This window comes from Ahrensia marina (assembly GCF_042140245.1).
GTDB lineage: Bacteria > Pseudomonadota > Alphaproteobacteria > Rhizobiales > MH13 > MH13.
This window is the reverse complement of sequence record NZ_CP159483.1, coordinates 2688411-2712752: the sequence shown is the minus strand read 5'-3', so window position 1 is coordinate 2712752 and position 24342 is coordinate 2688411. Positions and strand designations below refer to the sequence as shown.

Sequence of the window (24342 nt, the reverse complement as noted above, 5' to 3'; positions counted from 1 at the left end):
ACACGCTCTCAAAACTCAGCTCTTCGCGTCTCATGCTGGCCTGGAAGTTTCCAGATTAAGCCCCGCTTCCCAAGGAAAGATCAGGGCGCCCGCAATCTCGGACAGGTAAGCCGCCAATCAAGAAAGGCTGGCGGCCCTACCGGGGCAGGACCAAAGCCGTGCCCGCGATTTCGTGTGTCAGCCGGTGCTTAGGAAGCACTCAAGCTGGAAACATCAATTTTCACGCCGCGGCCCATGGTCGAGGAGACCGACGCGCGCTGCATGAAAGTACCTTTGGCACCCGATGGCTTGGCTTTCGATACCGCATCGGCAAACGCTTTCACGTTTTCTGCCAGTTGTTCTGCGGTGAAAGACGCTTTCCCGACGCCAGCATGGACGATGCCAGCTTTCTCAACGCGGAACTGCACTTCACCACCTTTGGCGTTTGCAACAGCTGTGGCAACGTCCATTGTCACAGTGCCGACGCGAGGGTTAGGCATCAAACCACGTGGGCCAAGCACCTTACCAAGACGTCCGACCAAACCCATCATGTCAGGTGTGGCGATGCAGCGATCGAAGTCGATCGTGCCGCCCTGAACGATTTCAACCAGGTCTTCTGCGCCAACAACATCGGCGCCAGCAGCCTTGGCTTCATCGGCTTTCTCGCCCCGGGCGAAAACACCCACACGCACTGACTTGCCGGTGCCATTTGGCAAGCTCACCACACCGCGCACCATCTGATCCGCGTGGCGCGGGTCAACACCCAAATTCATGGCAATCTCGATGGTTTCGTCGAACTTCGCCGTGGCGCGCTCTTTGACCATCGCAACGGCCTCTTCAACCGGGTACAGCTGATCCGGGTTCAAACCTTCATCAGCAGCTTTCAAGCGTTTTGCTACACGTGCCATCGACTAGCCCTCCACCTTGAGGCCCATGGAACGGGCAGAGCCAGCAACCATTTGCATGGCCGCTTCAATTGTTGTGGCGTTCAAATCAGTCATCTTCGCTTCAGCAATCTCGCGAACTTGCGCTTCGCTGACCGAACCAGCGGTACTGCGTCCAGGCTCAGAACCACCTTTTTGTAGCTTGGCCGCTTTCTTCAAGAAGAAGGACACCGGCGGTGTTTTCATCTCGAAGGTGAACGACTTGTCCTGGAAAATGGTGATGACAACCGGAACCGGCGCACCCTTTTCCATTTCCTGCGTCTTCGCGTTAAACGCCTTGCAGAATTCCATAATGTTCAAACCGCGCTGGCCAAGCGCCGGCCCGATGGGCGGCGATGGGTTGGCAGCACCGGCAGGCACCTGAAGCTTCAGGTAACCAGCGATCTTTTTCGCCATGGTTCATCCCTTATCAGTTTGCCACCTGAGTGGCTGGGTTGGGGTTGCGTGGTGCGATCAAAACCAGGCGGCGAAACCTGGCCATCTCTCCCACACGGGGTTATCGGCAGCGAAAACCTTACAGCTTTTCAACCTGCCCATATTCAAGCTCGACCGGGGTTGCCCGACCAAAAATGGAAACAGAGACTTTCAAGCGCGCCCGCTCGCCATCGACCTCTTCAACAACACCGTTGAAAGACGCAAATGGGCCATCCGACACACGCACCTGTTCGCCCACATCGAATGTGATTGACGGCTTGGGTCGGTCCACGCCTTCCTGGACCTGGTTCAGGATATGATCAGCCTCAGCGTCTGAAATCGGGATCGGCTTCATGTCCGATCCAAGAAAACCGGTCACCTTAGGCGTGTTCTTGATGAGGTGATAAGCCTCATCGGTCATTTCCATGCGCACCAGGACATATCCGGGAAAGAACTTGCGCTCCGTATCTACCTTACGGCCACGACGCACCTCGACCACCTTTTCGGTTGGCACCAAAATTTGGTCGAACAGCGCATCAAGGCCCGCAGCCTGCGCACCCTCACGGATTGACTCGGCAACTTTCTTTTCAAAGTTCGAATAGGCGTGGACGATGTACCAGCGCAAAGCCATTTTTCTGCGCCTCCTCAGCGACCGAGAGCAAGAAGCTGGCCAACGATGAAGCTCAGCACCTGATCAGCAGCCAAAAAGAACAGCGCTGCCAAAAACACCATGATGAACACCATGATCGTTGTGACGGTCGTTTCACGACGCGTGGGCCACACAACCTTGGAGACTTCCTGCCGCACTTCCTGCATGAAAGTGAAGGGATTGGTCTTTGCCATCATCTACCTTTTCGCCACACGAGCATTGCGACCGCGTCGAGATATCCCGGTCATTGCCGCTCAAAATATCTGAGCTGACAGTGATAGGTACCTTCCTACGGTAGCGGGTTTTTCAGCGACACCTGCTTGCGGGCCGCGCACAACACAATAAGGGCGTGCAACCGGGGCAGCACGCCAGAAAGTTCGAAGTAATCGCGAATCTGGTTGAAATCAACCCTAGTGCGGGGATTTTTTGGCCAGATGATCACTTGGTTTTTCCGAGCTGGCCGTCAACAAGCCAAACACTGGCCCAAACGTGATCAGAACAGGGGTAGGCAACCAACCAAACGGCAATCCACGCCGCAACAGTCTATAGATTGATGTTGTTTGATGCACCAAGAAAACATGCCATCGTCAGTTCGGTTGCTGTCCACATCAGGCGTTAAACGCCTCCATCGCGGGCGCGGGTCCAACGATGAAGCCAAACCGGGCTCACCGCAGAGCCATCTTCGGCGCGCAAGCTCAAGCGAAGCTCAACCGAGCCTTCGCTCGCAGGGGTCAGCAAGAAAGTCACGCGCATGCCGCGTGCATCTGGCAATGCAAACGCGCTAACGCCAGAGACTTCTGCCTGGCCGGAAGATGAGATGTCAGGTGTGGCGTCTGTTGCGTCGGTATCGAAGTCCACCACAAAGCGCCGAGTACCTGGACGATCATGCTCTTCTCCGCTGCGACTTTGAACGATTGGAGCAAGGTTGGCAGTGTCCGCTACATCACGCGTCCAACTCAATTGATAGGCATAGCTGTAGGTACCACCTGCTTCAAGTGATCCCTCAGGGCGCCAGAAGGCCACGATGTTATCGAGAAACTCATCACCTGTGGGGATTTCGACCAGCATCACGGCACCCCTCCCCCAATTGTCGGAGGGTCGAACAATGGCAGACGGCCTATCGTGATAGCGTGCCTCAGTGTCCTCAAAATCTTCGAAACGGCGCGCGGTTTGAAACAAACCAAAACTGACCGGGTTATCATCAACAAAGGCCGAACTTTCAACCTCCGCCGGATTGGCGATGGGGCGCCAAAGATGTTCGCCAGCGCCATTTTCGATGAACAACAGATCGCTGTCATGGACACGTGGGCGAAAGTCATCGGACACGGAAGCGCGCATCGGACCTTTTAGGTACATGGATGTGAGCGGCGCGATACCTATTGTGCTGATCTCCACACGCGGGAAGAGCGTTACCGCGATCTGCATGTCTGTGTTGGTGCCAGGTTGAACGGTCATGTCGATGTGACCGGCTAAAGAAGGGCTATCTATCAGACCTTCCAACCGCACAGCACCATTGTATGGCTCATGCAATCTCAGATGGGTAAAACGCGGAAACTCTTCAGGTTGCGAGCCTCCAGTGCCGATGGCGACCGCACGGGCAGAAAGGCCATAAACCATCGCTTGGCCAATGGCGCGAAAATAACTCGCGCCTTGCACCACAAGCACCTCGTCCATGCGCTTAGGTTCGTTCAAGCCATAGCGCAGGCGCATTCCGGAAAACCCAGCGCCAGGACTGGTTTGCGGAACACCCTCGAAATAGCGCGGGCCAAAACTGAACAATCCAGGGCGGAACGAAATCTCCACCAAACCTTCTGGAGTCACGCGGTCAATCTTAACCGGATCTGGAAAATAAAGCCCTGGCGGCAACAGATCTGCCGCAAATTCCTCGCCATGTGGAAGCATCGCGGAAAGCCCAGGTTGCGGGCGGATAGAGCGGTAAGCATCATAAGTTAGCCCGGCAAACGGAGCGCTTAGCGCTGTTGTGTTGGGTGTGTAAGCCTGTGCACTCAACGCACGCGCTGCCTCCAAAAGGCTCGCTGGTGAAGTCGAGGTAGCATTGGCAATCGACGATGCAAAACCAAGCACCGGCGTTGAAAACAGTGCTGCGGCGGCCCCAAGAACGTCGCGTCGACGCATCACGCCCCTGCATCCAGCACACGAACAATCAGCGGCGCGCAGACGAGCGGCAACACAACAGGCGCAAGCCAAAGCGCTGCGACACTGCCCATCAGTATCGTAAGCGCGGCAAAGCCAAGGCCAACCGCAGCTTCTATGGACCCAGATGGGACACGCCATGCGCGACAACGGCCGGTTTTCCACCCGCAGTCAATGCCAAGCAAAACAGAACCCACTGAAGCCGCTTGACGAACCATAATGAGCGGCGCCAGCAATGACGAGAGCCCAAGCTCAGCTAACCAAGCGCGAGCAATCACAACCCGCCGTTTGGCGGTTTTGGAGCGTGTCAGCCCATCGATAAGCGCGCATATCTTCGGCAACAGCAGAGCAGTGGCAACCAAAATAAGCGGCAAGGCACCGGCAAGGGACACGGCGCCAGAGCTGATCAGGCCAACAAGGAGAAGCCACACAGGAGCTGCAAGATAACTGAAGATACCAGAGATGAGATGAAAGCGACTGACAGGATGCAAACTTGGCTCAGCAAGCAATCTCAGATGCTGCAAATTGCCCTGGCACCATCGTCGGTCCCTGCGGTGGAATGCTTCCAGCGTTTGCGGTGCGTCTTCGGCGCTGCCAACCAAATCAGGCTCAAGCTCAACAGCCCACCCTGCCCGGCGGATCCAAGCTGCTTCTACGAAATCATGGCTGAGCAGATCACCGCCAAAGGGTGCACGACCGGACAGGTGTGGCAGCTTTGCCGCTGCTCGAAAGGCAGCAACACGCATGATTGCATTATGCCCCCAATAGTTGCCGCTTCGACCCGACCAAGCTGCGAAGCCCCGGCCAAAATTGCGTGAAAGCAGACGTGAAGAGGTTCGCTGATGGCGCCCAAAGCCACTGCGCCCTGGGATAAGCGCGATACCTGCTTGGATGAGGCCGGTGTGTGGTCTCGTTTCCAACTGCCAAATCATCTGCCGAACACGGCGTGCGGACATACGGCTGTCGGCGTCAAGCACCATCATGTAGTCGTAGTCGGCTCCATGCCGCTGCAACCAATCAGCGATATTGCCAGGCTTGCGACCAACATTACGTGCGCGGCGGCGGTAGCTAACGTGATCACTTGCAATCAGCTCACCAAAAGCACCCTCCTCCTTCTCTATCGAGTCAGCATCACTTGTATCGGACAGGACAAAAAGGCGCGCGTTTTCTTGAGCGAGGTTCTGTTGAACCAAATCACCAGCCAACTTATGAAGATAATCAGCAACCGGACCAGGATCCTCACCACATAAAGTAACTAGAATGGCAGTCCGACCCTTCGGCATCGAGCAATCTGGAAGGCTTTTGGTGGGGAGCTTCGGTTGCATCAAACCAAGCAAAGCCGTCACAGCGCCGCCTGAAATCCAAAGCGCGTTGATCAAGACCAACGATAGAGCCACAACTGCAAGAAGCGTCCATTGAGTAAGCGAGTACGCAAAAGCTGTGACAATCGCCAGCGAAAGCAACCCAGTCAAAACAGCGAAAGTTACGCGTGTGCTGAAAACCCATAGCCGCGGCTCAACACACACCTCAGCCGTTTGCAAGGTCTTATAAGTGGCTGGCAAGGGGGATGGCCTCCAGATGGACCCGCGCATAAACAAGCGCGCGGTAATCATGAGCTATTAATCAACGAACAGGTATCGCAGCGCACAAAAACGGCAAGAGTATAGCTAAGCGGATCAATTTTTGATCGGTGGCCACATGCGCGTAAAGATACCGTCGCGACGAACCAATCCGTGATAGGCTGCGGCGGCTATGTGCAAGCCCACAAAGGCTGCAATGGCATAGCTGCCCCAATAGTGGACAAGCTTTGCAAACTCCGCCAACTCATCTGAACGGGGCACCATCGCCGGAATGCCCATCGCGTTGAGCGACTCAATGGGAAAACCACCGGCGCGCACGCGAACGTAGCCAGCGATCGGCATAATCAGCAAAAGAGCATAAAGCGCGAAGTGCGTGAGGTGGGCTGCACGTTCTTGCATCGCGGGCATGACGCTTGGAAAGGCTTCGGGTGGCTTTGCCAAGCGATAAACAATGCGAGCAACGACGAGAAGGAGCACCAAGACACCCACATTTTTGTGAAAAATGAAGAGTGTGTTTTGTGTTGCCCGATCCAGGCCATCTTGCACCATAAGAAAGCCTGCTGGAATCATCAGCAGAACCAAAATGGCCACAGACCAATGGAAAAGTCGGGCCGTATTGCGATAGCCGGTGGTCGGTGTATCCATCTTTAGTCTCCTTAAGGACCGCCAGGACTAGGTTCTCATGCTTCAGCCCAGCACATGCACTCTTGACTTCCTACGCCAGCGAATAATCTGCGTGGTATGAGTATCATGCAACCCGATCAAGCACCTACTGCCCAAAATTCTCTCTATCGCTCAAACAGACGCCAACCCTTGTCTGGCTTTGCTTTGGCAGCTTGCATGGGTGCGTTTGTAGTTGTCGCGCTCAGCAGGGGCTTGTTCGGCACAGGAGAACGCGTGGGGTTGGGGCTCAGCGCAGGGCTTGGTCTCTATATGGTCGCGGCTGGAGCTGCGAGCTTTGCCCTCCTGCGCACCTATCCGCACGCCACGCTCGGGCTCTGCAACATTGTTACGCTAGCTCGATTGGTGATCGTCGCTACCCTTGTAGGCGCGCTACTATCAAACCCTGGACCGTCCTGGGCAGTGTTCTCCTTAGCTGCTATCGGCCTTGTGCTTGATGGCGTCGATGGCTGGCTTGCGAGAAAACAAAACCTCACCTCGTCCTTTGGAGCGCGTTTTGATGTTGAGGTCGATGCGGCTTTCGCGCTGGTGCTAACCCTGCATGCATTGGTTGGTGGTACCGCGGGGTTTGCCGTTCTGTTTCTAGGGCTTCCCTACTATCTGTTCAGAGGTGCCAGCCTTGTTGCCCCATGGCTGAGCCACCCCTTGCCGGAGCGGTTCAGCCGCAAAGCAATGTGCGTGGTCCAAATTGCTGTTCTCATAGCCATCCAGTTGCCTTTTGTTGCCTCGGGTCTCCTAGACCCGGTGGTTGTGGCCGTTGCCGTGGCACTGGCGTGGTCGTTTGCGCGCGATATCCTTTGGCTTTGGCGGAAAAACTCTTGAAGCCTGACAAACTGCGCATCGTCATTCGCCTGGTCTTGGCGGGTTTGATTTTTCATCTTGTGCTGATCCAGCCCAACCACCCGGCGGCGATGACGTGGGAAGCGCTTTTGGTGCTGCCGCTGGAGTTGCCCGCTGTCTTGCTCGGTTTGATGGTCGTTGGAAACGGGCGCCTAAGCACACTCATCCGTATTGCTCTGGTTGCGGTGCTGACGTTGATCGTCGTTCTGAAGACCGCTGACTATGTGATGTTCACCTCGCTCAACCGGGGGTTCAACCCTGTGGCCGATCTGCCGCTTGTGGCGTCTCTCGTTCATCTTACGGCAGGCAGCATGGGGCTCGCAATGGCGTCGCTGGCCATTGTTGGATCACTTGTTGCAACGGTGATCGTTGCGGCAGCCTTGTGGTGGGCATCAGGTGTTTGGACGACGATCAGCACAAAAAGAGCTACGCTTCGTTTGGCAGCCATCGGCACCGTGCTTTTCACTGGTATTGCGATCGCCGAGGTCGGACACGCAATGCGTTACTGGAGCTTACCGATTTAGCCGCCCGGTGCAGCCTTTACCGCCCGTGTCGGCGTTGAACGCGTCCAAATGGTCCAAACCACACTGGCTGAACTGCGCGCCTTTCGCTTAGCGGCAGCAAACGACCCTTATGGAGACATCGACACGCTGCTTGATCACATAGATCGCGATGTCATCATCCTGTTTGTCGAAAGTTATGGGCGCACCAGTTTCGACACCCCGTTCTACGCCGATCTCCATCGCGAGACCCTCAACACTGCCCAAGACGATTTGGAGGCGCTCGGCCTGTCCATGGCGTCCAACTTTCTCACCTCACCAACGCAAGGCGGCCAGAGCTGGTTAGCGCATGCCACATTTGCCAACGGCCTCTGGATTGACAGTCAGGCGAGCTATGGTGCTGCTTTGGCGAGCGGGCGCGAAACGCTTTTCCACATCGCAGCGCGCTCAGGGTTTCGAACGGCAGCGGTTATGCCGCAAATCACCTTGGATTGGCCAGAATCGCAATTCATGGGCTTTGATACTGTTCTGGCGGCAAGTGACCTTGGGTATCGGGGTGAACGCTTCAATTGGGTCACAATGCCAGACCAATTTACACTGACCGCACTCGACCGCCGACTGCGCGACGGTCGGTCAGATGATGAAAGGCTTTTTGTGCAAGTCGCTCTTGGATCGTCCCATGCACCCTGGGTGCCTGTGCCAGACCTGGTGGATTGGGATGCAGTCGACGATGGTCGCATTTTTAACGCGATGGCAGCATCCGGCGATTCTCCCGATGTAGTCTGGCGCGACAGAGATAGGGTCCGCGCACAGTATCGTTTATCCATCGACTATGCCTTACAGACCGTCTTTTCATACACCGCCCTCCATGCCGACGAGTCAGCACTGATGATTGTGGTTGGCGACCATCAGGCTGCGAGCTTTGTCGCTCTAGACGAACGTGCGGATGTGCCGATTCATATCATCGGACCACAACACCTTGTTGATCGCATGATTGATGTTGGGTTTTCTCCAGGCTTAATCCCAGCACCACCAGAACCCGTTCTTTCGATGGATCACATGCGACATCTGTTGCTCGAAGCCTTCTCTTCAGGCCAGACAGTGGATGAGGCACGATGACCACGGCGGCGCTCTCATTCTCACCTCGACTTGTGCGAGTGGGCCAAACAGCGGCCACGATTGGGCTTCTTGCCTTCCTATGGCAAATTGCTGATGGTCCCGAAACAGCGCGCATCCTGACGACCGCTGAACCGGTGTGGCTTTTGGCAGGATTTCTGGCGCTCACAATCCAGACCGTACTTTCAGCCATGCGCTGGCAGCTCACTGCCGCTCAGCTAGGCATAAAGCTGCCGCAGATGCATGCGCTTCGTGAGTATTATCTCGCTCAACTGGTCAACCAGGCGGTACCTGGAGGCGTTGTCGGGGATGCTGCGCGAGCGGTACGCTCACGCGATCAGGTTGGACTGATCGCTTCAGGTCAAGCCGTTGTCTTCGAACGCTTAGCTGGGCAAATTGCCATGTTTGTTACCATGGCCGTCGCATTTCTAGCGACGCTTCTAGCACCTGGAGGTTTTGAGTGGCCGGCATGGTTGGTGCCGCCCATCTTGTTGGTGATCCTTGCGGGTACACTGACCCCGTTCGCTGGGTTCGTTGCCACGCAGCTCCCAGGCCGAGTTGGCGTCATCATCAAGAGGCAATGGCTCACTTTGGGAAAAGCTCTAACTGAACGTAACGTTCTGCTTCGGCAGATTGTGCTCAGTCTTGGAACCGTGTTTTGCAACCTTGCAGCCTTTGCATTCTGCGCGCACGCTGTTGGAGTGGCGCTTCAACCCATCATAGTTTTGGCACTTGTCCCGCTTATCCTTTTCACCATGCTTGTTCCGATAACCATTAGCGGCTGGGGCGTGCGTGAGGGCGCGGCCGCAGCCCTTCTCCCGCTCGCAGGCGTGTCTGCAAGCCAGGGCTTTGCGGCAAGTATTGCCTTCGGACTTGTGCTGTTCGTGGCTGTTTTGCCCGGATTCCTGGTGCTTTGGCGCCAAGCCGATGAGGATAGCTGAATGCGTCAGAACAGATCACAGGCGTGTTTTGCGCATTTTCTCAGATATACGCGCTTTCGCGTGTTGCCTTCCCAACCATCCTTTCTAGCTTCCCGAAGTCACAGGAGGACTTCATGACGAACCGTTTTTCGCTCACCCGACGCACACTTCTTGGCACCGGCGCTCTAGGCTTAGGCGTGGCAACCTTTGGCCGGTCGATCCCTATGGCCCATGCGCAAACATCTGTGAGCCTTCAGCTTTCATGGCTGCACTCCTCGCAGTTTGCGGGCAGTTATATCGCGCTTGATCGCGGCTGGTGGGCCGATGCTGGGCTTGATGTCGCACTGCTTCCCGGTGGGCCTAACGCGCCAGTGGAACCACCTGTGGTGGCTGGCACGGCGCTCATGGGTATCTCCGCTGCTGATTACACCGCGGCAGCCGTGGAAGAAGGCGCGCCTTTCAAGATCCTTGGCGTCGCGATGCAGAAGAACCCGTTCGTGGTGGCTTCGCTACCAGACAATCCAGTAAACGAGCCCGCTGATTTGGTGGGCAAGCGTATCGGCATGGCGCTTGCCAACACGCCTGTGCTGCAAGCGCTTTGCACACTCAATGGCGTGGACATCAACGGCATCGAGATCGTTCCAACGCAATATTCGGCACAGCCACTGCTCGCTGGCGAGGTCGACTGTTTGCTCTGCTGGGAAACCGACCTGCCAGTTGCCATGGCTATTCAAGGCATTGAAAGCCTAACCATGCTGATGGCTGATCACGGTTATGCGGTGCACTCGCAGACTTACATCGCAACGGAAGACAGCCTGGCCAACCGTCGGCCTGAACTGGTCAAGCTAATGGCTGGTGAAGTGCGCGGCTGGGACACTTATCAGACCGATACCGACGCGGCAGCGCAGCTCACACTTGATATGTTCCCCGACGCGGGCCTCGACCTTGAAACACAAAAACTGCAGGCTGCACGACAGGTGCCCTTGATGTTCTCGGAGCTCACCAACGCCAATGGTTTTGGTTGGTGGACCGACGAAGCGGTGGCGGAAAACATCGAAACGCTTGGCTTACTTGGCCGCACAGTGACCGCTGATCTTTGGGACCGTTCTATCCTTGAAGAGGTCTATGGCGCCTGATCGAACTCCCCCGCCCGGCATTGAGTGTACAGGGCTTGCCAAGACATACCCCGATGGTCTGGTTGCTGTAAGTCCACTTGATGTGACGTTTGCCGCCGGAAAAACGACGGCGATCGTTGGGCCTTCAGGGTGTGGCAAGTCCACACTGTTGCGTATGATCGCGGGCCTTGAAACGCCAAGTGGTGGCAGCGTTGATATCGGAGGATCCCCGCCAGCTGAGACGCTACGCAACGCGCAGCTATCTGTTGCGTTTCAAGACCCTTCTTTGCTGCCGTGGCGTACCGTACGCGGGAACATTGAGCTCGCGCTGACATTGGCGCGCCGATCAATCGTGCCATCTGACATTGATCAACTGGTTGAACTTGTCGGATTGGACGGCTTCGCAGATGCTCGCCCCGCAGAGCTTTCCGGTGGTATGCGCCAACGTGCAGCCATCGCTCGAGCCCTTGCGACCGAGCCGCGCTTACTGCTGCTTGATGAGCCCTTTGGGGCAGTCGACGAGCTAACACGCCGCCAACTGGCGCAAGACCTACCACGGCTTTGGGAAGCGCGCGGCACAACGACCCTTTTGGTAACACACTCGGTTCATGAGGCGATCATGCTGTCTGATCGTATCATCGCGTTGTCACCAAGACCGGCCGAGATTGTTGCTGATATCACGGTCGATCTGGCGCGACCACGCCGACCAGACCATGCGCGACGACCTGAGTTTGCGGCCATCGCTGACAAGGTTTTTGCAGCGCTTACCGATAGCATGGCCAAAAGCAGACCAGCCCTGGCCGCGCAATGACAACCGCCATCGCCGCGCCCTATCACACCGGCTCGCATCGCCGCTCGTGGTCATCCACAGCGCTCGGTATTGCACTTGTGATTTTAATGTGGGAGGTCGCCGCTCGCCTACTGATCGACAGCTTTGTTCTGGCGTCACCATCGCAGGTTTTGCTCTATCTGGTCGAAAACCACGCGTTGATGACGCGCGCACTGACCGAGACGCTAACCAACGCTGCAGCAGGCTTCGTTTTGGGCAATCTCGCTGCTGTCCTACTTGCAGCGATCGCACTGGTATGGCCGCGAAGCCAAACCGTCGTCACCGGTCTAGCGCTGGTGGTGTTCTGTTTACCGCTGGTTGCAACGGGGCCAATTCTTCGTGTGTTTTTCGGTCCAGGCCCAGGACCGCAAATCATCCTCGCCGCGCTGGCGGTTTACTACACAACCCTTATTCCACTGCTCGTGGGGCTGAAAGCCGTACCTGCTACATGGTTCGATCTTGTGCGCAGCTATGGGCGCTCAGGCCTAACCGAACTCTTTCATGTCCGCACGATGGCATCCTTGCCCTATCTTTTTGCTGGCCTGCAGATCGCCGCACCTGCGGCCTTCCTCGGTGCAATGGTCGGAGAGTTCACAGGCGCTGAAAAGGGTATGGGAGTGCTCACGATCCGCGCAATGCGCGCGCTTGACGTAGAGATGACTTGGGCGATTGCCACACTCGCTACCGCCGTTGCCACGATTGCCTACCTCACCATCGGTTGGATCGCCAAAAAGGTCTTGCGCGATACCCCGCCGGTTATCCTGGCCCCTCCTCGCTCTGCAGCCGCCTATACCCAATCGCCTATGCGTCTAATCCTGAACATGGCCCTTGTTTGCGCTGCCGTTCTGCTCCTTTGGTGGGGCACGATTGCAGCACTCAACCTGAACCCATTCTTGGCCAAGGGTCCTTTGGACGTGTTCGACGCACTGTTCACAGCCGGTGACGCGGCCTCAAACCGCGCGACTTTAGCCACTGCACTTTGGGAAACAGCGACCTTCCTGCTGCCTGGCTATCTGGCGGGCCTAATGGCAGGTGCAGGGCTTGCCGTGCTCTTTGTCCTGGTCCCAGCGGTGGCTGGCACAGTGATGCCGGTAGCGATTGCGCTAAGATCAGTTCCCATCGTGACCACTGCCCCGCTGATCGTCCTTCTTCTCGGAAGGGGCGCGGCAGGCACCATTGTTCTGGTAGCCGTCATGGTCTTCTTCCCAACTCTTGTTGCGTGCTTGCATGGCCTGCGACAAGCACCAGGCCAAGTGAATGATGTTCTGAACAGCTACGCAGCAAGCCCGCTTCAAAGACTTGTTTTGGTGCAAGTGCCGGCCATGCTTCCAGCGTTCTTTGCAGCAGCACGCATGAGTGTGCCAGCAGCAGTGCTGGCCGTGACAGTCGTAGAGTGGCTGGCAACTGGCAATGGCATCGGAAGCCTAATGGCACTCTCCTCATCGCTGTCGGACTATGACGTGTTGTGGAGTTCGGTCTTTCTGGTGGCAAGCCTATCAGCTGTTTGCTACGCCATCGTCGGTTTGATTGAAGCACGCGTGCTGCGCATCTATGCGCCTGAACAACTTGCATGAGCCTACCGAAATGAGCCTGCCGCACGCCGCCTTCGCAATTCCTGGAGATATCAACACGCTTACCGGTGGCTACATCTATGAACGGCGCTTGCTAGAAGGCTTGCGAACGCTTGGCCATAATGTGAAGCACATCGAACTTGCAGCATCCTTCCCCGATCCATCGCCCGAGCATATGGCCGATGCGATGAAACAGTTGCAAGCCTTGCCGGAAGACTGCCCCCTTATCCTTGATGGATTGGTGTATGGTTCCATCGAAACGCAAGGTTTGGCGCAGATGCGCGCACCCATCGTGGCGATGATTCACCACCCATTGGCGCTTGAAAGCGGCCTAAGCGATGAACGTCGTAGCCATCTCTATCAGACCGAGCGCGACAATCTCACTTTTGCCAGGCACGTCTTAGTACCAAGCCCACATACGGCAACGATCCTGGCAAAGGATTATGGCGTGGACCCAAAAAGCATCTCTATTGCGCGCCCAGGTACCGACAAGCCAACAGGAGTTTCAACACCCATTGATCCGCCTTTGATCCTTTCCGTTGGTATTCAGCACCCCCGCAAAGGCCATGACATCTTGCTGAAGGCACTCGCCAGCATCACCGATCAGAACTGGCAGGCAGTGATCGTCGGCTCGCCCTACGATGCAGAGCACGCAGAAGACTTGGTTGGGCTACAGGAACAGTTGGGGCTGATGGAACGCGTCCAATTGGCAGGCCGGGTATCGGCAGAAGAGTTGGGTGATTTCTACCAAAGGGCATCCATTTTCGCGCTGGCAACGCGTTATGAGGGCTACGGGATCGTTTTTGACGAAGCGCTTGCCCACGGATTGCCCATTGTTTCCTGCCACACCGGTGCTGTTCCGGATACCGTACCGGAAGAGGTTGGACTGTTGGTGCCACCAGAAGAGCCAGAACCATTTGCGAATGCACTCAGGCAGCTCCTGGAGGACAAAGCCAAACGCAACACGATGGCCGCCGCCTCACAACACGCTGGCAAAACACTGCCCAGCTGGCTCGATACGGCCCGTGTTGCGTCAGACGTGTTGACCGCACTTTCAGCTCACAGCTCGGTTGCTTCCGCGAACCGTGAAGTCTCGTCCTCGCCATGACTGGGTTAAAACAACGTGCTGCGGCGATCGCGCGCTCTTTGGATACATACTACCGCGACCAAGAGCGCACAGAGCGTATGGATCAATTGAATGCGAGCTTTGTAACCAAGGGCGGTCTCGCTTTTGACATCGGCGCTCACGTAGGCGATCGAACAGCAAGCTTTCTTCGTCTGGGTGCATCCGTGGTCGCGCTAGAGCCGCAACCAAGCGTCTTTCGTGCACTCAAACTCATCCATGGTCGCGCGAACAATGTGGTTCTTCTTTGCCAAGCGGTCGGAGCCGAAACGGGCGAGATCACGATGCATCTCAACACCGCCAACCCCACTGTTTCAACCGCATCGCACGATCTTATCGCAACCGCTTCATCAGATGAAAACTGGCAGGGCCAAGTCTGGGATTCACAGATTGAGGTGCCGGTCACGACACTTGATCAACTCATCACACAGCATGGCGAACCTGATTTCGTGAAGATCGACGTCGAAGGTCACGAACTCGACGTTCTGTTGGGCCTCAGCGCACCGATCCCTGCCCTCTCTTTCGAGTTCACGACTATTCAACGCGATGTTGCACTTGCCTGTATTGAACGTTTGAAACAACTGGGGCGCTACGAGTTCAATGTTAGCTTGGGCGAAGATCATCACCTGCGTCACACGACTTGGATCAGCCCTCTAGCGCTACGGGATGAGATTGATCGCCTGCCAAGCAGCGTAAACTCCGGTGATGTCTATGCCCGGCGTCTGATCTAGGCAGGTTGAACCTCCTGCGACTCCAAGACTTTGCGCTCTGATCGTGAGAAGAAGAGATCGTAGAACACCGGCGCAGCTATAAGCGTGAGGATTGAGGCAAAAGCCAATCCCCCCATGATCGCCACAGCCATCGACACAAAAAATGCGTCGGTTAGCAACGGAGCCATCCCGAGAATTGTTGTGGCAGCTGCCAAGATCACAGGTCGCAACCTCGACTTGCACGCCTCCACGATAGCCTCGCGCAATGCCCTACCCTCAGCACGCACCAAGTCTATCTCCTCAACCAACACAATGCCGTTTTTGATCAACATCCCAGATAGGCTGAGAAGCCCCAGCAGAGCGGTAAAAGTGAACGGCAGTCCGGTCGCCAACAGCCCAATCGTCACACCGTTGACGGACATCGGCACCAGCAACCAGATGATCAACGGCTGGCGCAGGGCGTTAAACAGCAGCACCGAAATCAGCACCATGATCAAGATCGTGATGGGAAGCTGACGCCCCAGGCTCTCATTGGCATCGCCCGAGCTTTCAAACTCACCGCCCCATTCCATACGGTAGCCAATAGGCAGCGCCATTTCTTCAATGATCGATCGAATTTCCGCATGCACCTGCGCTGCCGTCAGTTCCGTTGGAATATCAGCGCCAACGGTGATGGTCGGCACTCGGTTGCGGCGATGCATGAGCGTGTTCTGCACCTCATAGCCATAACCTTCGACCACCTGTTCGATAGGCAAAAGCGTACCGGAGCCAGACGTCACCACCTGATCAAGCGGGCTGAGACCACTTTGATCAGCGACTCGCACAATAATGGGCAACTGGCGATCGTCCTCACGATACGCACCAGCAGTGATGCCATCGGTCGCAAAGGAGAAAAGCTGGGCCACGGCCTCGCGGGTAATGCCTGCAGTCTGCGCTCTGTTCTCGGCGTAGTTGGGTCGCAGAACCAACTCCTGCTCACGCCAATTCGTACGCGGCGCGATGATGTTGCTTGATGCTTCTTGAAGTCTTGCAATCGCTTCATCCGCAAGGTCGCGCAGAACCGCTGGATCGCTGCCCGAGAAGCGCACCTCAATGGGATTGCCACCGCCGGGGCCGAACACCAGCCGTGCAGTTCGGAATTCTCCTGCTGGCAACACAGAAGCAGCATATGCCTCCAGATCACTTTGCAGCGCCGGAATTTGATCGAGCGTCTCAGTACGGATGATCAAATGTCCATAGCTCGGGTTTGGGCTTTCCGCCGAGTAGGTCAGCATGAAGCGGGTCGCCCCTTGGCCAACGAACGTGGAGACCGAAACGACATCTTCACGTGCCACCAACCAGTCTTCCAGCAGCGTCAAATCTTCCGATGTCTCCGCAATCGGCGTGCCCTGCTGGAGCTTATAGTGGGCGAAAAAGAGCGGTGTGTTGGAGTTGGGGAAGAACTGCTGCTTCACCTGTCCAAAGCCCCAATAGCAAACAACCGTCACAACCACGAGGCCCGCTGCCACGAGCCAACGAAAGTTGAGGGCATGAGAAAGCAACGCGCCATACGCCCGGAACATGAACCCTGAATAGGCATCACCCTCGTCTTCAGAACCAACCTTGAAAAAATAGTGTCCAAGCAAAGGGGTCACGGTCAGCGCAAGAACCCAAGAAAGCATCAGTGAAATGCCAATCACCGCAAACAAGGAGAACATGAACTCGCCAGTGGAATCCGGGCTCAACCCAATACCCGCAAATGCCATGATGCCGATGACCGTGGCACCAAGCAGCGGAATCTGCGTCTTTCCAGCGGCCTCGCCTGCCGCATCACGCGAGTTTTTGCCGCGCAACATCGCAATCTGCATGCCCTCGGCGACAACAATGGCATTGTCTACAAGCATGCCCATAGCGATGATGAGCGCCCCCAACGAGATGCGCTCCATCTCGATGGAAAAGATCGCCATGAAGAGCAATGTGCCAACAACCGTTAGAAGCAGCGTCGTTCCCACCACAACAGCAGCGCGCGGACCCATAAACAGGGCAAGGACCAACACAACGATGCCCACCGACATTGCAAGATTGACCAGGAAATCGTTGGATGCCGTGTCCACCACGACATGCTGCTGATAAATGGGGTGGAGTTCCACGCCGTAAGGTATCTCAACCTGCAACTCGGCAAGCCGCGCGTCCACGCGCTGCCCCACCTCGACAATGTTCTCCGTGCCAAGTCCTGCAACACCAAGCGTGAATGCCTCCACTCCATCAAAGCGGATCAAGATAGAGGGATTGTCCTGACGACCACGCGAAACATCGGCGATATCGATCAGATTGACCACATCGCCTCCAACGCCGACCGTCAGCCCAGCGATGTCGTTGACGCTGTCCGATCCCTCTGGCGTTTGAATGCGTGTGCGCACCCGGTCGCCTTCCAATGAGCCAGCCGGATCGATGGAATTGGCGGTCGCGATGGCGTTGATCACAGCTTCAGGAGAGATGTTTTGGTTGGCAATCAATGTTAAATCAGGCTCTACAAAGATTGCTTCATCCGGCAAACCTTGAACTTCGATGTTGGCAACGCCTTCGACAGCGAGCAGCTCACGACGCAAGAACTGAGCAAGCTCATGCTTTTCTGCATCATCGAAGCCTTGAGACGTGACGGCATAAAAAATGCCGAACACATCACCAAACCCATCATTGACGAACGGTTGCTCCACTCCATCGGGCAAAGACCGGGCGGCATCGTTCACACTGTCGCGCAAGTCGGTCCAAATAGCCGGAAGCTCATCACCATTGTAGGTGTCGCGGATCTCAACCTCGATCCGTGACAAGCCTGGTTGTGAGATCGACGTGATCCTATCGACCTCCTCCATGCCCTGAATAGTCGCTTCCAAAGGCTCCGTAACCTCGCGCATCACCTGCTCAGCTGATGCACCAGGATATTGCGTGATCACGACTGCCGTTTTGATGGTGAAGGCCGGGTCTTCGAGCCGACCCAGCGTGTAGAAGCCCCAGATACCACCCGCTAGATTGATAAGGATTACAATCCAAGTCAGGATTGGCTTGTCGATAGATGCCCGCGCGATGTTCATAAGCCGGGCCTCAGTTGGCGAAGCCGGTGAAGCGACGCACGGTTTGCGCATCGTCCACATCAGCTACGCCCGTCATCACGACGAGATCGCCTTCCTCAAGCCCAGACAGGACATGAAACCTGCCTTCACGCGTTGGTTCGATCTCAATAGATCGCCGCTCCAGCGTACCTTGATCACCCTCTGTTGGCTGGAACACCATGGCAAAAGCTTCGCCGTCATTGGCAAGGCCGATGGCCGACGTCGGCAGCATCAGAAAATCCTGGCCGCTATCAAGACGAGCCGTCACCTCAACCGATGATCCTGGTAAGATGGCCAAGCCGGTTGGCTGAGGCAATCCAAGCGTCAATCGAAACGTTTGGCCAACCGATGAAGCCTGGGCATCAAACTCTCGAATCTCTAAGGGGAAAATGGTGTCGCTGGCAGGAAACTGAGCGGTCAATGTCACATCGGGGTCTTGTCCGGCCTGCTGGAACAGAATCTCCGGAACATCGATCTCAATGCGTAGTTCAGACAGGTCATGAAGTCGTACAACTGGCGTGCCACCACTGATGGTCGTGAAGTTTGCGACATTGCGCACAGCAACAAGTCCATCGAACGGAGCGTAGAGTGTGGCGTGTTCCAGCGCATACTCCGCGTCACGCAACGCTATGCGCGCAAGATCAACCTGGGTTCGGGTATCATCAATCGTGGCTTGTGATACGGCAAGATCTGACAACTGGTCGAACCGTTCCAACGTTCGCTCAGCTTGCTCCAACTGCACCCGGGCCTGGTCGCGCTGAAGCGTAAGGGGCTCCAGATCAAGCTCGGCTATCAATGCGCCTTCAGCAATCTCCTCGCCTTCGATGGCAGGAAACTCTACAATCTGACCACCAACCTGAAAGGCTAGGTCGACAGTCTGTCGTGCAACGACGTGGCCGAAAAAATGACGTTCAATACCATTGGAGTCAGCCTGGATCTCAACCAGCTTGACCGGCCTAACAACCTCCTGAGCAACCGCATTTGCTGCTATTCCACAACATACAGCAATTGCTGCGCACAAGGCTGCCATTTGGTTCATCGTTTTTCTCCAGCGTGGACTGCGCCCGGGAACAGGCTTGGCAGAGGACAAAGGGAGCATCAAGTTGGATCACAACACGGCGCTCACAGGCTTTAGAGCCTGCACTAACAAAAAAGAGAGGAAATCAAAGCTGAAATCTTGGTAAGGGTTGCATCTTTTTTGCAAGAGTTGTGATCACTCAACACCTCAATCTTTAGATGAAAGCAAGGTTGAAAGGTCCTGCTTGCTTGGCAAGGCCCTTGCTGTCCCAAACCGCGAAATTGTGATTGCCGCGGCTTTCGATGCGACTTGCAGCATGTGTGAACGCAATGGGCCGTTCTCTCGGATCATTGCTGCCAGTGCCACGCTTTGAAACGTATCCCCAGCGCCGGTCGTGTCGACAACGTCACAAGGGTGCGCCTGGACACTGCCGACGTCGCCACCGGAAACACCGAACAAAGCTCCCTCGCCGCCTCGTGTTAGAACAACGGCATGACTTCCCATAGCTAGTAGCGCGTGCACCGCGTCTTCGCCTCTTTTACCAGTGTAAGCTTCTGCCTCCGCCTCGTTCAAAAACACCATGGATGCTCGCCCAAGCAACGCTTTATAGGCGTCGTCGATAGGCGATGGATTGAAGATGACCTTCAAGTCTTTGGCTTCGGCAACATCAAACAAGTCAGCCGTCACTTTGGTGGACAGGTTGCCCTGGAGCACCATCATATCGCCGGTCGATGCTTCACGTAGCACCGAAACAACCGTTGAAACGTCAAGCGAGCGCGCGCAATCAACCGTTGTCAGGATCGCATTCCCGCCACGAGGGTCGGCCATCACAATAGAAAGATCCGTCGCAATACCTGAAAGTGTAACAAAGCGAGCATCAACTGGCTCGTCTGCCAACCGGTCACGCAGTTTGCCAGCCTGCGCATCGTCCCCCACACCAGCAATAAAGGTGACCGGAACACCGCAACGGGCAAGAACGATGGCTTGATTGGCGCCCTTACCACCCAGGTCGCTGGAACGCTGCGATCCAAGGATCGACTGTCCTTCTTGCGGCAATGCCTCGACCTCAAAGGTCTCGTCCATAGCGACATTGCCGACCACATACGCACGCATAAAAGAGGCTGCCTTTTCACCCTGATCATTCAGGAACTTGAGATGAGAAGCACGACGATGGGTCATCGCGCTTGCATTCTTGTGCGCGCAATATCCTTGACTCCTGCGCTCAGAACAAGTGTAAATGCGTTTACTAAACCGCTTTATAAGACGGAAAGAGCGCTCGCTTGGCCCAAAACCGGCATAGCTTGAAGGATGTTGCAAAACGCGCTGACGTATCGGTGGCGACTGTCTCGCGCTATCTTAATGGGTTTCTCGAACTCCCCGACGGCACCCGTGGTCGCATAGATCGCGCTGTTGCTGACCTTGATTATCGACCCAATCCTCACGCACGCCGACTTAGCCTCGGGCGCTCAGATACCTTCGCACTGATTATCCCCGATATCGCCAACCCATTTTTCTCAAGATTGGCAGCAGCGATGGAGGCCTGTGCGGCAGAGCACGGGAAGATGGTCACGTTGCACGCCACGATGAACCGCAGTGACCGCGAGATTGCTGCGCTTGAAAATGCTTTTCAAAATTTGGTCGATGGCCTCGTTTTCATCACCAACCATATGCCTCCCCCCGAGGTTGCAGAGCGGATCAACCGCTTTGCGCGGGCCATCGTTTTGGATGAAGATGTCAAAGACGCGCGCGCACCGCGTGTGCTCTGCGACAACGAACAAGGTGGGTTTTTGGCCGGCCAAGTTCTCTACCAGGCGGGCCATCGAAAAGTCGCCTACATTGGCGGCCGAGAAGACCTGTTCAGCACATCAGCACGTCTGGAAGGTCTGCGGCGCGGCATGCAGGGCATTGCTCCACTAAGAAGCTACGTCGATGACCACGCGGCTGCGTCTGGTCGCGAACTTGCCCAGCGTTTCCTCAAGGACTGTGATGGAGAGACCGCCCTTTTTGTTGGCTCAGATGAGTTAACGGTCGGCGTACTTGAGGTGTTTCGCGCCCAAGGCGTTCGGGTGCCAGATGACATCTCGCTGGTCAGCTTCGACAATGTTCGCTCACTCCACCTTTTTGCCCCCGCAATCACGGCTGTCGAGCAGCCGGTCGACACCATGGGCCGCCGCGCCATCGAAATGCTTCTCGATGGCGAGTGGGATGATCCCGACTTTTTAAAAACAAGAGAACTTTTACCCGTGCGCCTGATCGAACGTCAGTCCGTCGGTGCACCCAACCCCATTACCAGAAAGGCCTGATCAAGGGTCTCGTCAATGCTGATTCAACAGGAGAAAAATCGATGAGAAAAGCTTTGAGAACAACTTTGCTTGCCGCAACCGCAGTGTTTGGCCTGAGCGCCAACGCAGCGCTCGCAGATGAAACATTTGCCGTGGTTCAAATCAATCAACAGGCCCTCTTCTTCAACCAAATGAATGAGGGTGCACTCGCTGCCGCTGCGGAGTTGGGCGATGAAGTGGTGATCTTCAACGCCAACAACGATCCGGCTGCACAAAACAGCGCAATCGAAACCTATATCCAGCAGGGTGTTGATGGCATCGTCGTGATTGCCATCGACGTGAACGGCATCATGCCAGCCGTTGAACAAGCTGTTGACGCGGGCATCCCTGTGGTGGCCGTTGATGCTGTTCTGCCAGAAGGACCACACGCCGCTCAAGTTGGCGTAGATAACGCGACCGCTGGCGCAATGATGGGTGAATTCTTCCTCGACTATATGGCGGCTGAAATGGGCGGCGAAGCTAAAGTGGGCATCGTCGGCGCTCTCAACTCTGCCATCCAGAACATCCGCCAGGCCGGCTTTGTCGATACGATTGAAGGCGTCGACGGGGTAAGCATGGCAACGGTCGTCGACGGCCAGAACGTGCAGGATCTAGCACTTTCTGCCGCCGAGAACCTGATTACTGCCAACCCGGATCTGGACGCGATCTATGCGACCGGTGAGCCAGCCCTCTTGGGCGCAATTGCCGCCGTCGAAAGCCAAGGCAAGCAAGATTCCATCCGCGTGTTCGGCTGGGACCTTACCGCACAAGCAATTGCCGGTATCGATGCTGGCTACGTAACCGCCGTGATTCAGCAGGATCCAGGCCAGATGGGCGCAACGGCTGTTGAAGTGCTGGACACGCTGGCTGGTGGAGGTTCCACAGACCCAATTGTGTCAGTTCCAGTCACCATCGTCACAACTGACAATGTGGATGATTTCCGCAGCATCTTCGAATAGGCGGCGCAATGACGTCCCCACAAACATCATCCCCGGAGGGCCTCACGCCCTCCGGGACATTGAATGTCCCGCGCATCGCGTTGAAAGACATCCGCAAAACCTTCGGTTCCATCGAAGCTCTGCGCGGCGTTGATCTGGATATCGCGCCAGGAGAGTGTGTTGGTCTGATCGGTGACAATGCCGCGGGCAAATCGACACTGACCAAGATCATTTCTGGCACGTACATAGCCGACGGCGGCTCTATCGCCATTGATGGTGAAGAGGTCCACTTCACCAGCCCATCGGACGCGCGTGCGCGGCAAATCGAGATGGTCTTTCAAGACCTTAGCCTCTGCGACCATATCGATGTGATGGGCAATCTGTTTCTTGGGCGTGAAGAAACAAAGTTCTCGTTCCTCAACAACGCCGCGATGAAAACCCACGCCCGCGAGATGCTGGATGAGCTTGATATCCGCATTCCAAAACTCAACGCCAAGGTCGCCCAGCTTTCCGGTGGTCAGCGCCAAGCCATTGCCATTGCCCGAGCAGCATCTTTTGATCCACGAGTGTTGATCATGGATGAGCCGACATCGGCTCTCGCCGTGGCTGAAGTTGAAGCCGTGCTTCGCCTTATCAACCGCGTCAAAGAGCGTGGTGTCTCGGTGATCCTCATCACCCATCGCCTCCAAGACCTGTTCCGAGTTTGCGACAAGATCGCCGTTATGTACGAGGGTACAAAAGTGGCTGAACGCCGCATTGAAGAAACCGACCTTGAAGACCTCGTGAAGCTGATTGTTGGCAAAGGGGAAGAACTTTGAGCGTCAACTACACCGAGCGCGGGCAAGGCTCAGCCGCCGCCGACTTCATTGCCGAGCATGCTCAGGTCCTCTCCATCGCCTTCTTTTTCGCGGTCTGTGCGGTCTTTTTCTCAGTATCGACAGACGTGTTCCTGACCACAGGCAATATCCTCAACATCTTGCGGCAAGCCGCGCCAATCTTGATTGTGGCCACCGCGATGACGTTCGTCATCATCACTGCCGGCATCGATCTGTCGGTTGGATCGCAGGTTGCGCTGATCAATGCAGCCGCTGCGCTCATCTTGATGATGGGGGTACCCTGGCCGGTGGTGATCATAGCCATGTTGGCTCTGGGCGCCTTCATTGGTTTTGCGCAAGGTTGGTTCGTCGCCTACCAAGGCATTCCAGCTTTCATCGTCACGCTGGCAGGTCTTTCCATTTTGCGCGGCCTGGCTCTCTACATGACCCAGGGCTACTCCATCCCCATCTCAAATGTTCCAGGCTTCTTCGCCTTGGGGCGCGGGACGCTGATGGGGATCCCGGTGCCTGCCATCATCGCGTTAGCCATCGCTGGTATCGGTTGGCTGATCCTTAGCCGCAATCTCTATGGTCGCAGGGTCATCGCTGTCGGCTCCAACCCTGAAGCTGCACGGCGTGTGGGAATGCCAGCGCGCTGGACCATCACGTCAGTCTACATGCTCACCGGCGTTGCCGCAGCCATTGCAGGTCTTCTGATAGCAGCGCGCCTGGGCTCGGGTTCATCCAATGCCGCTGTCGGCTTTGAGCTTCAGGTCATTGCTGCGGTTGTGCTCGGTGGCACATCGCTGTTTGGCGGGCGCGGGTCCATCTTGGGCACAGTGTTGGGGGCGCTGACCATTGCTGTCATCGGCAATGGTCTGATCCTGATGCATATATCGCCATTCTTCACACAGATAGTGACAGGCACAATCATCCTGATCGCCATCTGGCTAAACACGCGTATTTTCACCGCATCCTTCTCTTTCAAACGAAAAAAATGATGGCTCAATACCTGCGCAAGCAGATCAAACGGCCT

Annotated in this window: 23 protein-coding genes; 13 read left to right on the top strand and 10 right to left on the bottom strand. The window is 56.1% G+C overall.

Going from position 1 to position 24342, the window contains the following annotated elements; translation table 11 throughout:
• Positions 1-188 precede the first annotated feature (188 nt).
• The 7 genes from rplA to ABWH92_RS13205 all read right to left on the bottom strand — a co-directional run bounded on the left by rplA (position 189) and on the right by ABWH92_RS13205 (position 6365).
• Positions 189-887 (bottom strand): 50S ribosomal protein L1, encoded by a 699-nt coding sequence (gene rplA / locus ABWH92_RS13235; RefSeq protein WP_375569089.1) that lies wholly within the window; start codon positions 885-887, stop codon positions 189-191.
• Positions 888-890: 3 nt separating this feature from the next.
• A complete protein-coding gene (gene rplK / locus ABWH92_RS13230) occupies positions 891-1319 on the bottom strand; it encodes a 50S ribosomal protein L11 (protein WP_375569088.1) in 429 nt (142 codons plus the stop codon).
• Positions 1320-1437: 118 nt separating this feature from the next.
• Positions 1438-1968, bottom strand: a complete 531-nt coding sequence (nusG, locus tag ABWH92_RS13225) for a transcription termination/antitermination protein NusG (RefSeq protein WP_375569086.1) — start codon at positions 1966-1968, stop codon at positions 1438-1440.
• Positions 1969-1982: 14 nt separating this feature from the next.
• Positions 1983-2180 carry a preprotein translocase subunit SecE gene (gene secE / locus ABWH92_RS13220; protein ID WP_375574246.1) on the bottom strand — a complete coding sequence of 66 codons (198 nt, stop codon included), beginning with the start codon at positions 2178-2180 and terminating at the stop codon, positions 1983-1985.
• Between the two features lie 421 nt (positions 2181-2601).
• Entirely contained in the window at positions 2602-4122 is a 1521-nt protein-coding gene (locus ABWH92_RS13215) for a glucan biosynthesis protein (RefSeq protein WP_375574245.1), read from the bottom strand.
• The gene (gene mdoH, locus ABWH92_RS13210) at positions 4122-5732 is read right to left on the bottom strand and encodes a glucans biosynthesis glucosyltransferase MdoH (protein WP_375574244.1); all 1611 of its coding nucleotides are present in this window, start codon (positions 5730-5732) and stop codon (positions 4122-4124) included. The genes ABWH92_RS13215 and mdoH overlap by 1 nt, the downstream gene beginning before the upstream one ends.
• A gap of 84 nt (positions 5733-5816) precedes the next feature.
• The gene (locus ABWH92_RS13205) at positions 5817-6365 is read right to left on the bottom strand and encodes a cytochrome b (protein WP_375569084.1); all 549 of its coding nucleotides are present in this window, start codon (positions 6363-6365) and stop codon (positions 5817-5819) included.
• A 195-nt stretch (positions 6366-6560) separates the two neighbouring features.
• On the opposite strand from ABWH92_RS13205, the gene ABWH92_RS13200 reads away from it, so the two are divergent.
• From ABWH92_RS13200 to ABWH92_RS13160, 9 genes are all read left to right on the top strand, one after another.
• Complete coding sequence (locus tag ABWH92_RS13200) at positions 6561-7223, top strand: CDP-alcohol phosphatidyltransferase family protein (RefSeq protein ID WP_375569082.1); 663 nt, start codon at positions 6561-6563, stop codon at positions 7221-7223.
• Positions 7220-7765: a hypothetical protein gene (locus ABWH92_RS13195; protein WP_375569080.1), complete on the top strand. Its 546-nt coding sequence runs from the start codon at positions 7220-7222 to the stop codon at positions 7763-7765. The genes ABWH92_RS13200 and ABWH92_RS13195 overlap by 4 nt, the downstream gene beginning before the upstream one ends.
• A 48-nt stretch (positions 7766-7813) precedes the next feature.
• Complete coding sequence (locus tag ABWH92_RS13190) at positions 7814-8860, top strand: sulfatase-like hydrolase/transferase (protein WP_375569078.1); 1047 nt, start codon at positions 7814-7816, stop codon at positions 8858-8860.
• Positions 8857-9798, top strand: coding sequence for a YbhN family protein (locus ABWH92_RS13185; RefSeq protein WP_375569076.1), 942 nt, complete (start codon positions 8857-8859; stop codon positions 9796-9798). Before ABWH92_RS13190 ends, ABWH92_RS13185 begins: the two co-directional genes overlap by 4 nt.
• Before the next feature lie 113 nt (positions 9799-9911).
• Positions 9912-10913, top strand: a complete 1002-nt coding sequence (locus tag ABWH92_RS13180; RefSeq protein WP_375569075.1) for an ABC transporter substrate-binding protein — start codon at positions 9912-9914, stop codon at positions 10911-10913.
• Positions 10903-11703 (top strand): ABC transporter ATP-binding protein, encoded by an 801-nt coding sequence (locus tag ABWH92_RS13175; RefSeq protein WP_375569073.1) that lies wholly within the window; start codon positions 10903-10905, stop codon positions 11701-11703. Before ABWH92_RS13180 ends, ABWH92_RS13175 begins: the two co-directional genes overlap by 11 nt.
• Positions 11700-13295 (top strand): ABC transporter permease, encoded by a 1596-nt coding sequence (locus ABWH92_RS13170; RefSeq protein ID WP_375569071.1) that lies wholly within the window; start codon positions 11700-11702, stop codon positions 13293-13295. The genes ABWH92_RS13175 and ABWH92_RS13170 overlap by 4 nt, the downstream gene beginning before the upstream one ends.
• Positions 13296-13305: 10 nt before the next feature.
• Positions 13306-14400 (top strand): glycosyltransferase family 4 protein, encoded by a 1095-nt coding sequence (locus ABWH92_RS13165; RefSeq protein WP_375569069.1) that lies wholly within the window; start codon positions 13306-13308, stop codon positions 14398-14400.
• Complete coding sequence (locus tag ABWH92_RS13160; RefSeq protein ID WP_375569067.1) at positions 14397-15146, top strand: FkbM family methyltransferase; 750 nt, start codon at positions 14397-14399, stop codon at positions 15144-15146. The genes ABWH92_RS13165 and ABWH92_RS13160 overlap by 4 nt, the downstream gene beginning before the upstream one ends.
• Here the strand turns inward: ABWH92_RS13160 and ABWH92_RS13155 are convergent.
• The 3 genes from ABWH92_RS13155 to ABWH92_RS13145 form a co-directional block, all read right to left on the bottom strand.
• Positions 15143-18196, bottom strand: a complete 3054-nt coding sequence (locus ABWH92_RS13155; RefSeq protein ID WP_375569066.1) for an efflux RND transporter permease subunit — start codon at positions 18194-18196, stop codon at positions 15143-15145. The two genes, ABWH92_RS13160 and ABWH92_RS13155, sit on opposite strands and share 4 nt — an antisense overlap.
• Positions 18197-18206: 10 nt before the next feature.
• Complete coding sequence (locus ABWH92_RS13150) at positions 18207-19253, bottom strand: efflux RND transporter periplasmic adaptor subunit (RefSeq protein WP_375569064.1); 1047 nt, start codon at positions 19251-19253, stop codon at positions 18207-18209.
• 186 nt (positions 19254-19439) lie between these two features.
• Positions 19440-20411, bottom strand: coding sequence for a ribokinase (locus tag ABWH92_RS13145; protein ID WP_375569062.1), 972 nt, complete (start codon positions 20409-20411; stop codon positions 19440-19442).
• Positions 20412-20512: 101 nt separating this feature from the next.
• Between ABWH92_RS13145 and ABWH92_RS13140 the strand changes: the two genes are divergently transcribed.
• Genes ABWH92_RS13140 through ABWH92_RS13125 form a run of 4 tightly spaced genes read left to right on the top strand, consistent with a single transcriptional unit; the run spans position 20513 to position 24307 of the window.
• Entirely contained in the window at positions 20513-21535 is a 1023-nt protein-coding gene (locus tag ABWH92_RS13140; RefSeq protein WP_375569060.1) for a LacI family DNA-binding transcriptional regulator, read from the top strand.
• Between the two features lie 41 nt (positions 21536-21576).
• The gene (locus ABWH92_RS13135; RefSeq protein ID WP_375569058.1) at positions 21577-22512 is read left to right on the top strand and encodes a substrate-binding domain-containing protein; all 936 of its coding nucleotides are present in this window, start codon (positions 21577-21579) and stop codon (positions 22510-22512) included.
• An 8-nt stretch (positions 22513-22520) separates the two neighbouring features.
• Entirely contained in the window at positions 22521-23309 is a 789-nt protein-coding gene (locus tag ABWH92_RS13130) for an ATP-binding cassette domain-containing protein (protein ID WP_375569056.1), read from the top strand.
• Positions 23306-24307 (top strand): ABC transporter permease, encoded by a 1002-nt coding sequence (locus tag ABWH92_RS13125; RefSeq protein ID WP_375569054.1) that lies wholly within the window; start codon positions 23306-23308, stop codon positions 24305-24307. Before ABWH92_RS13130 ends, ABWH92_RS13125 begins: the two co-directional genes overlap by 4 nt.
• Positions 24308-24342: the final 35 nt, after the last annotated feature.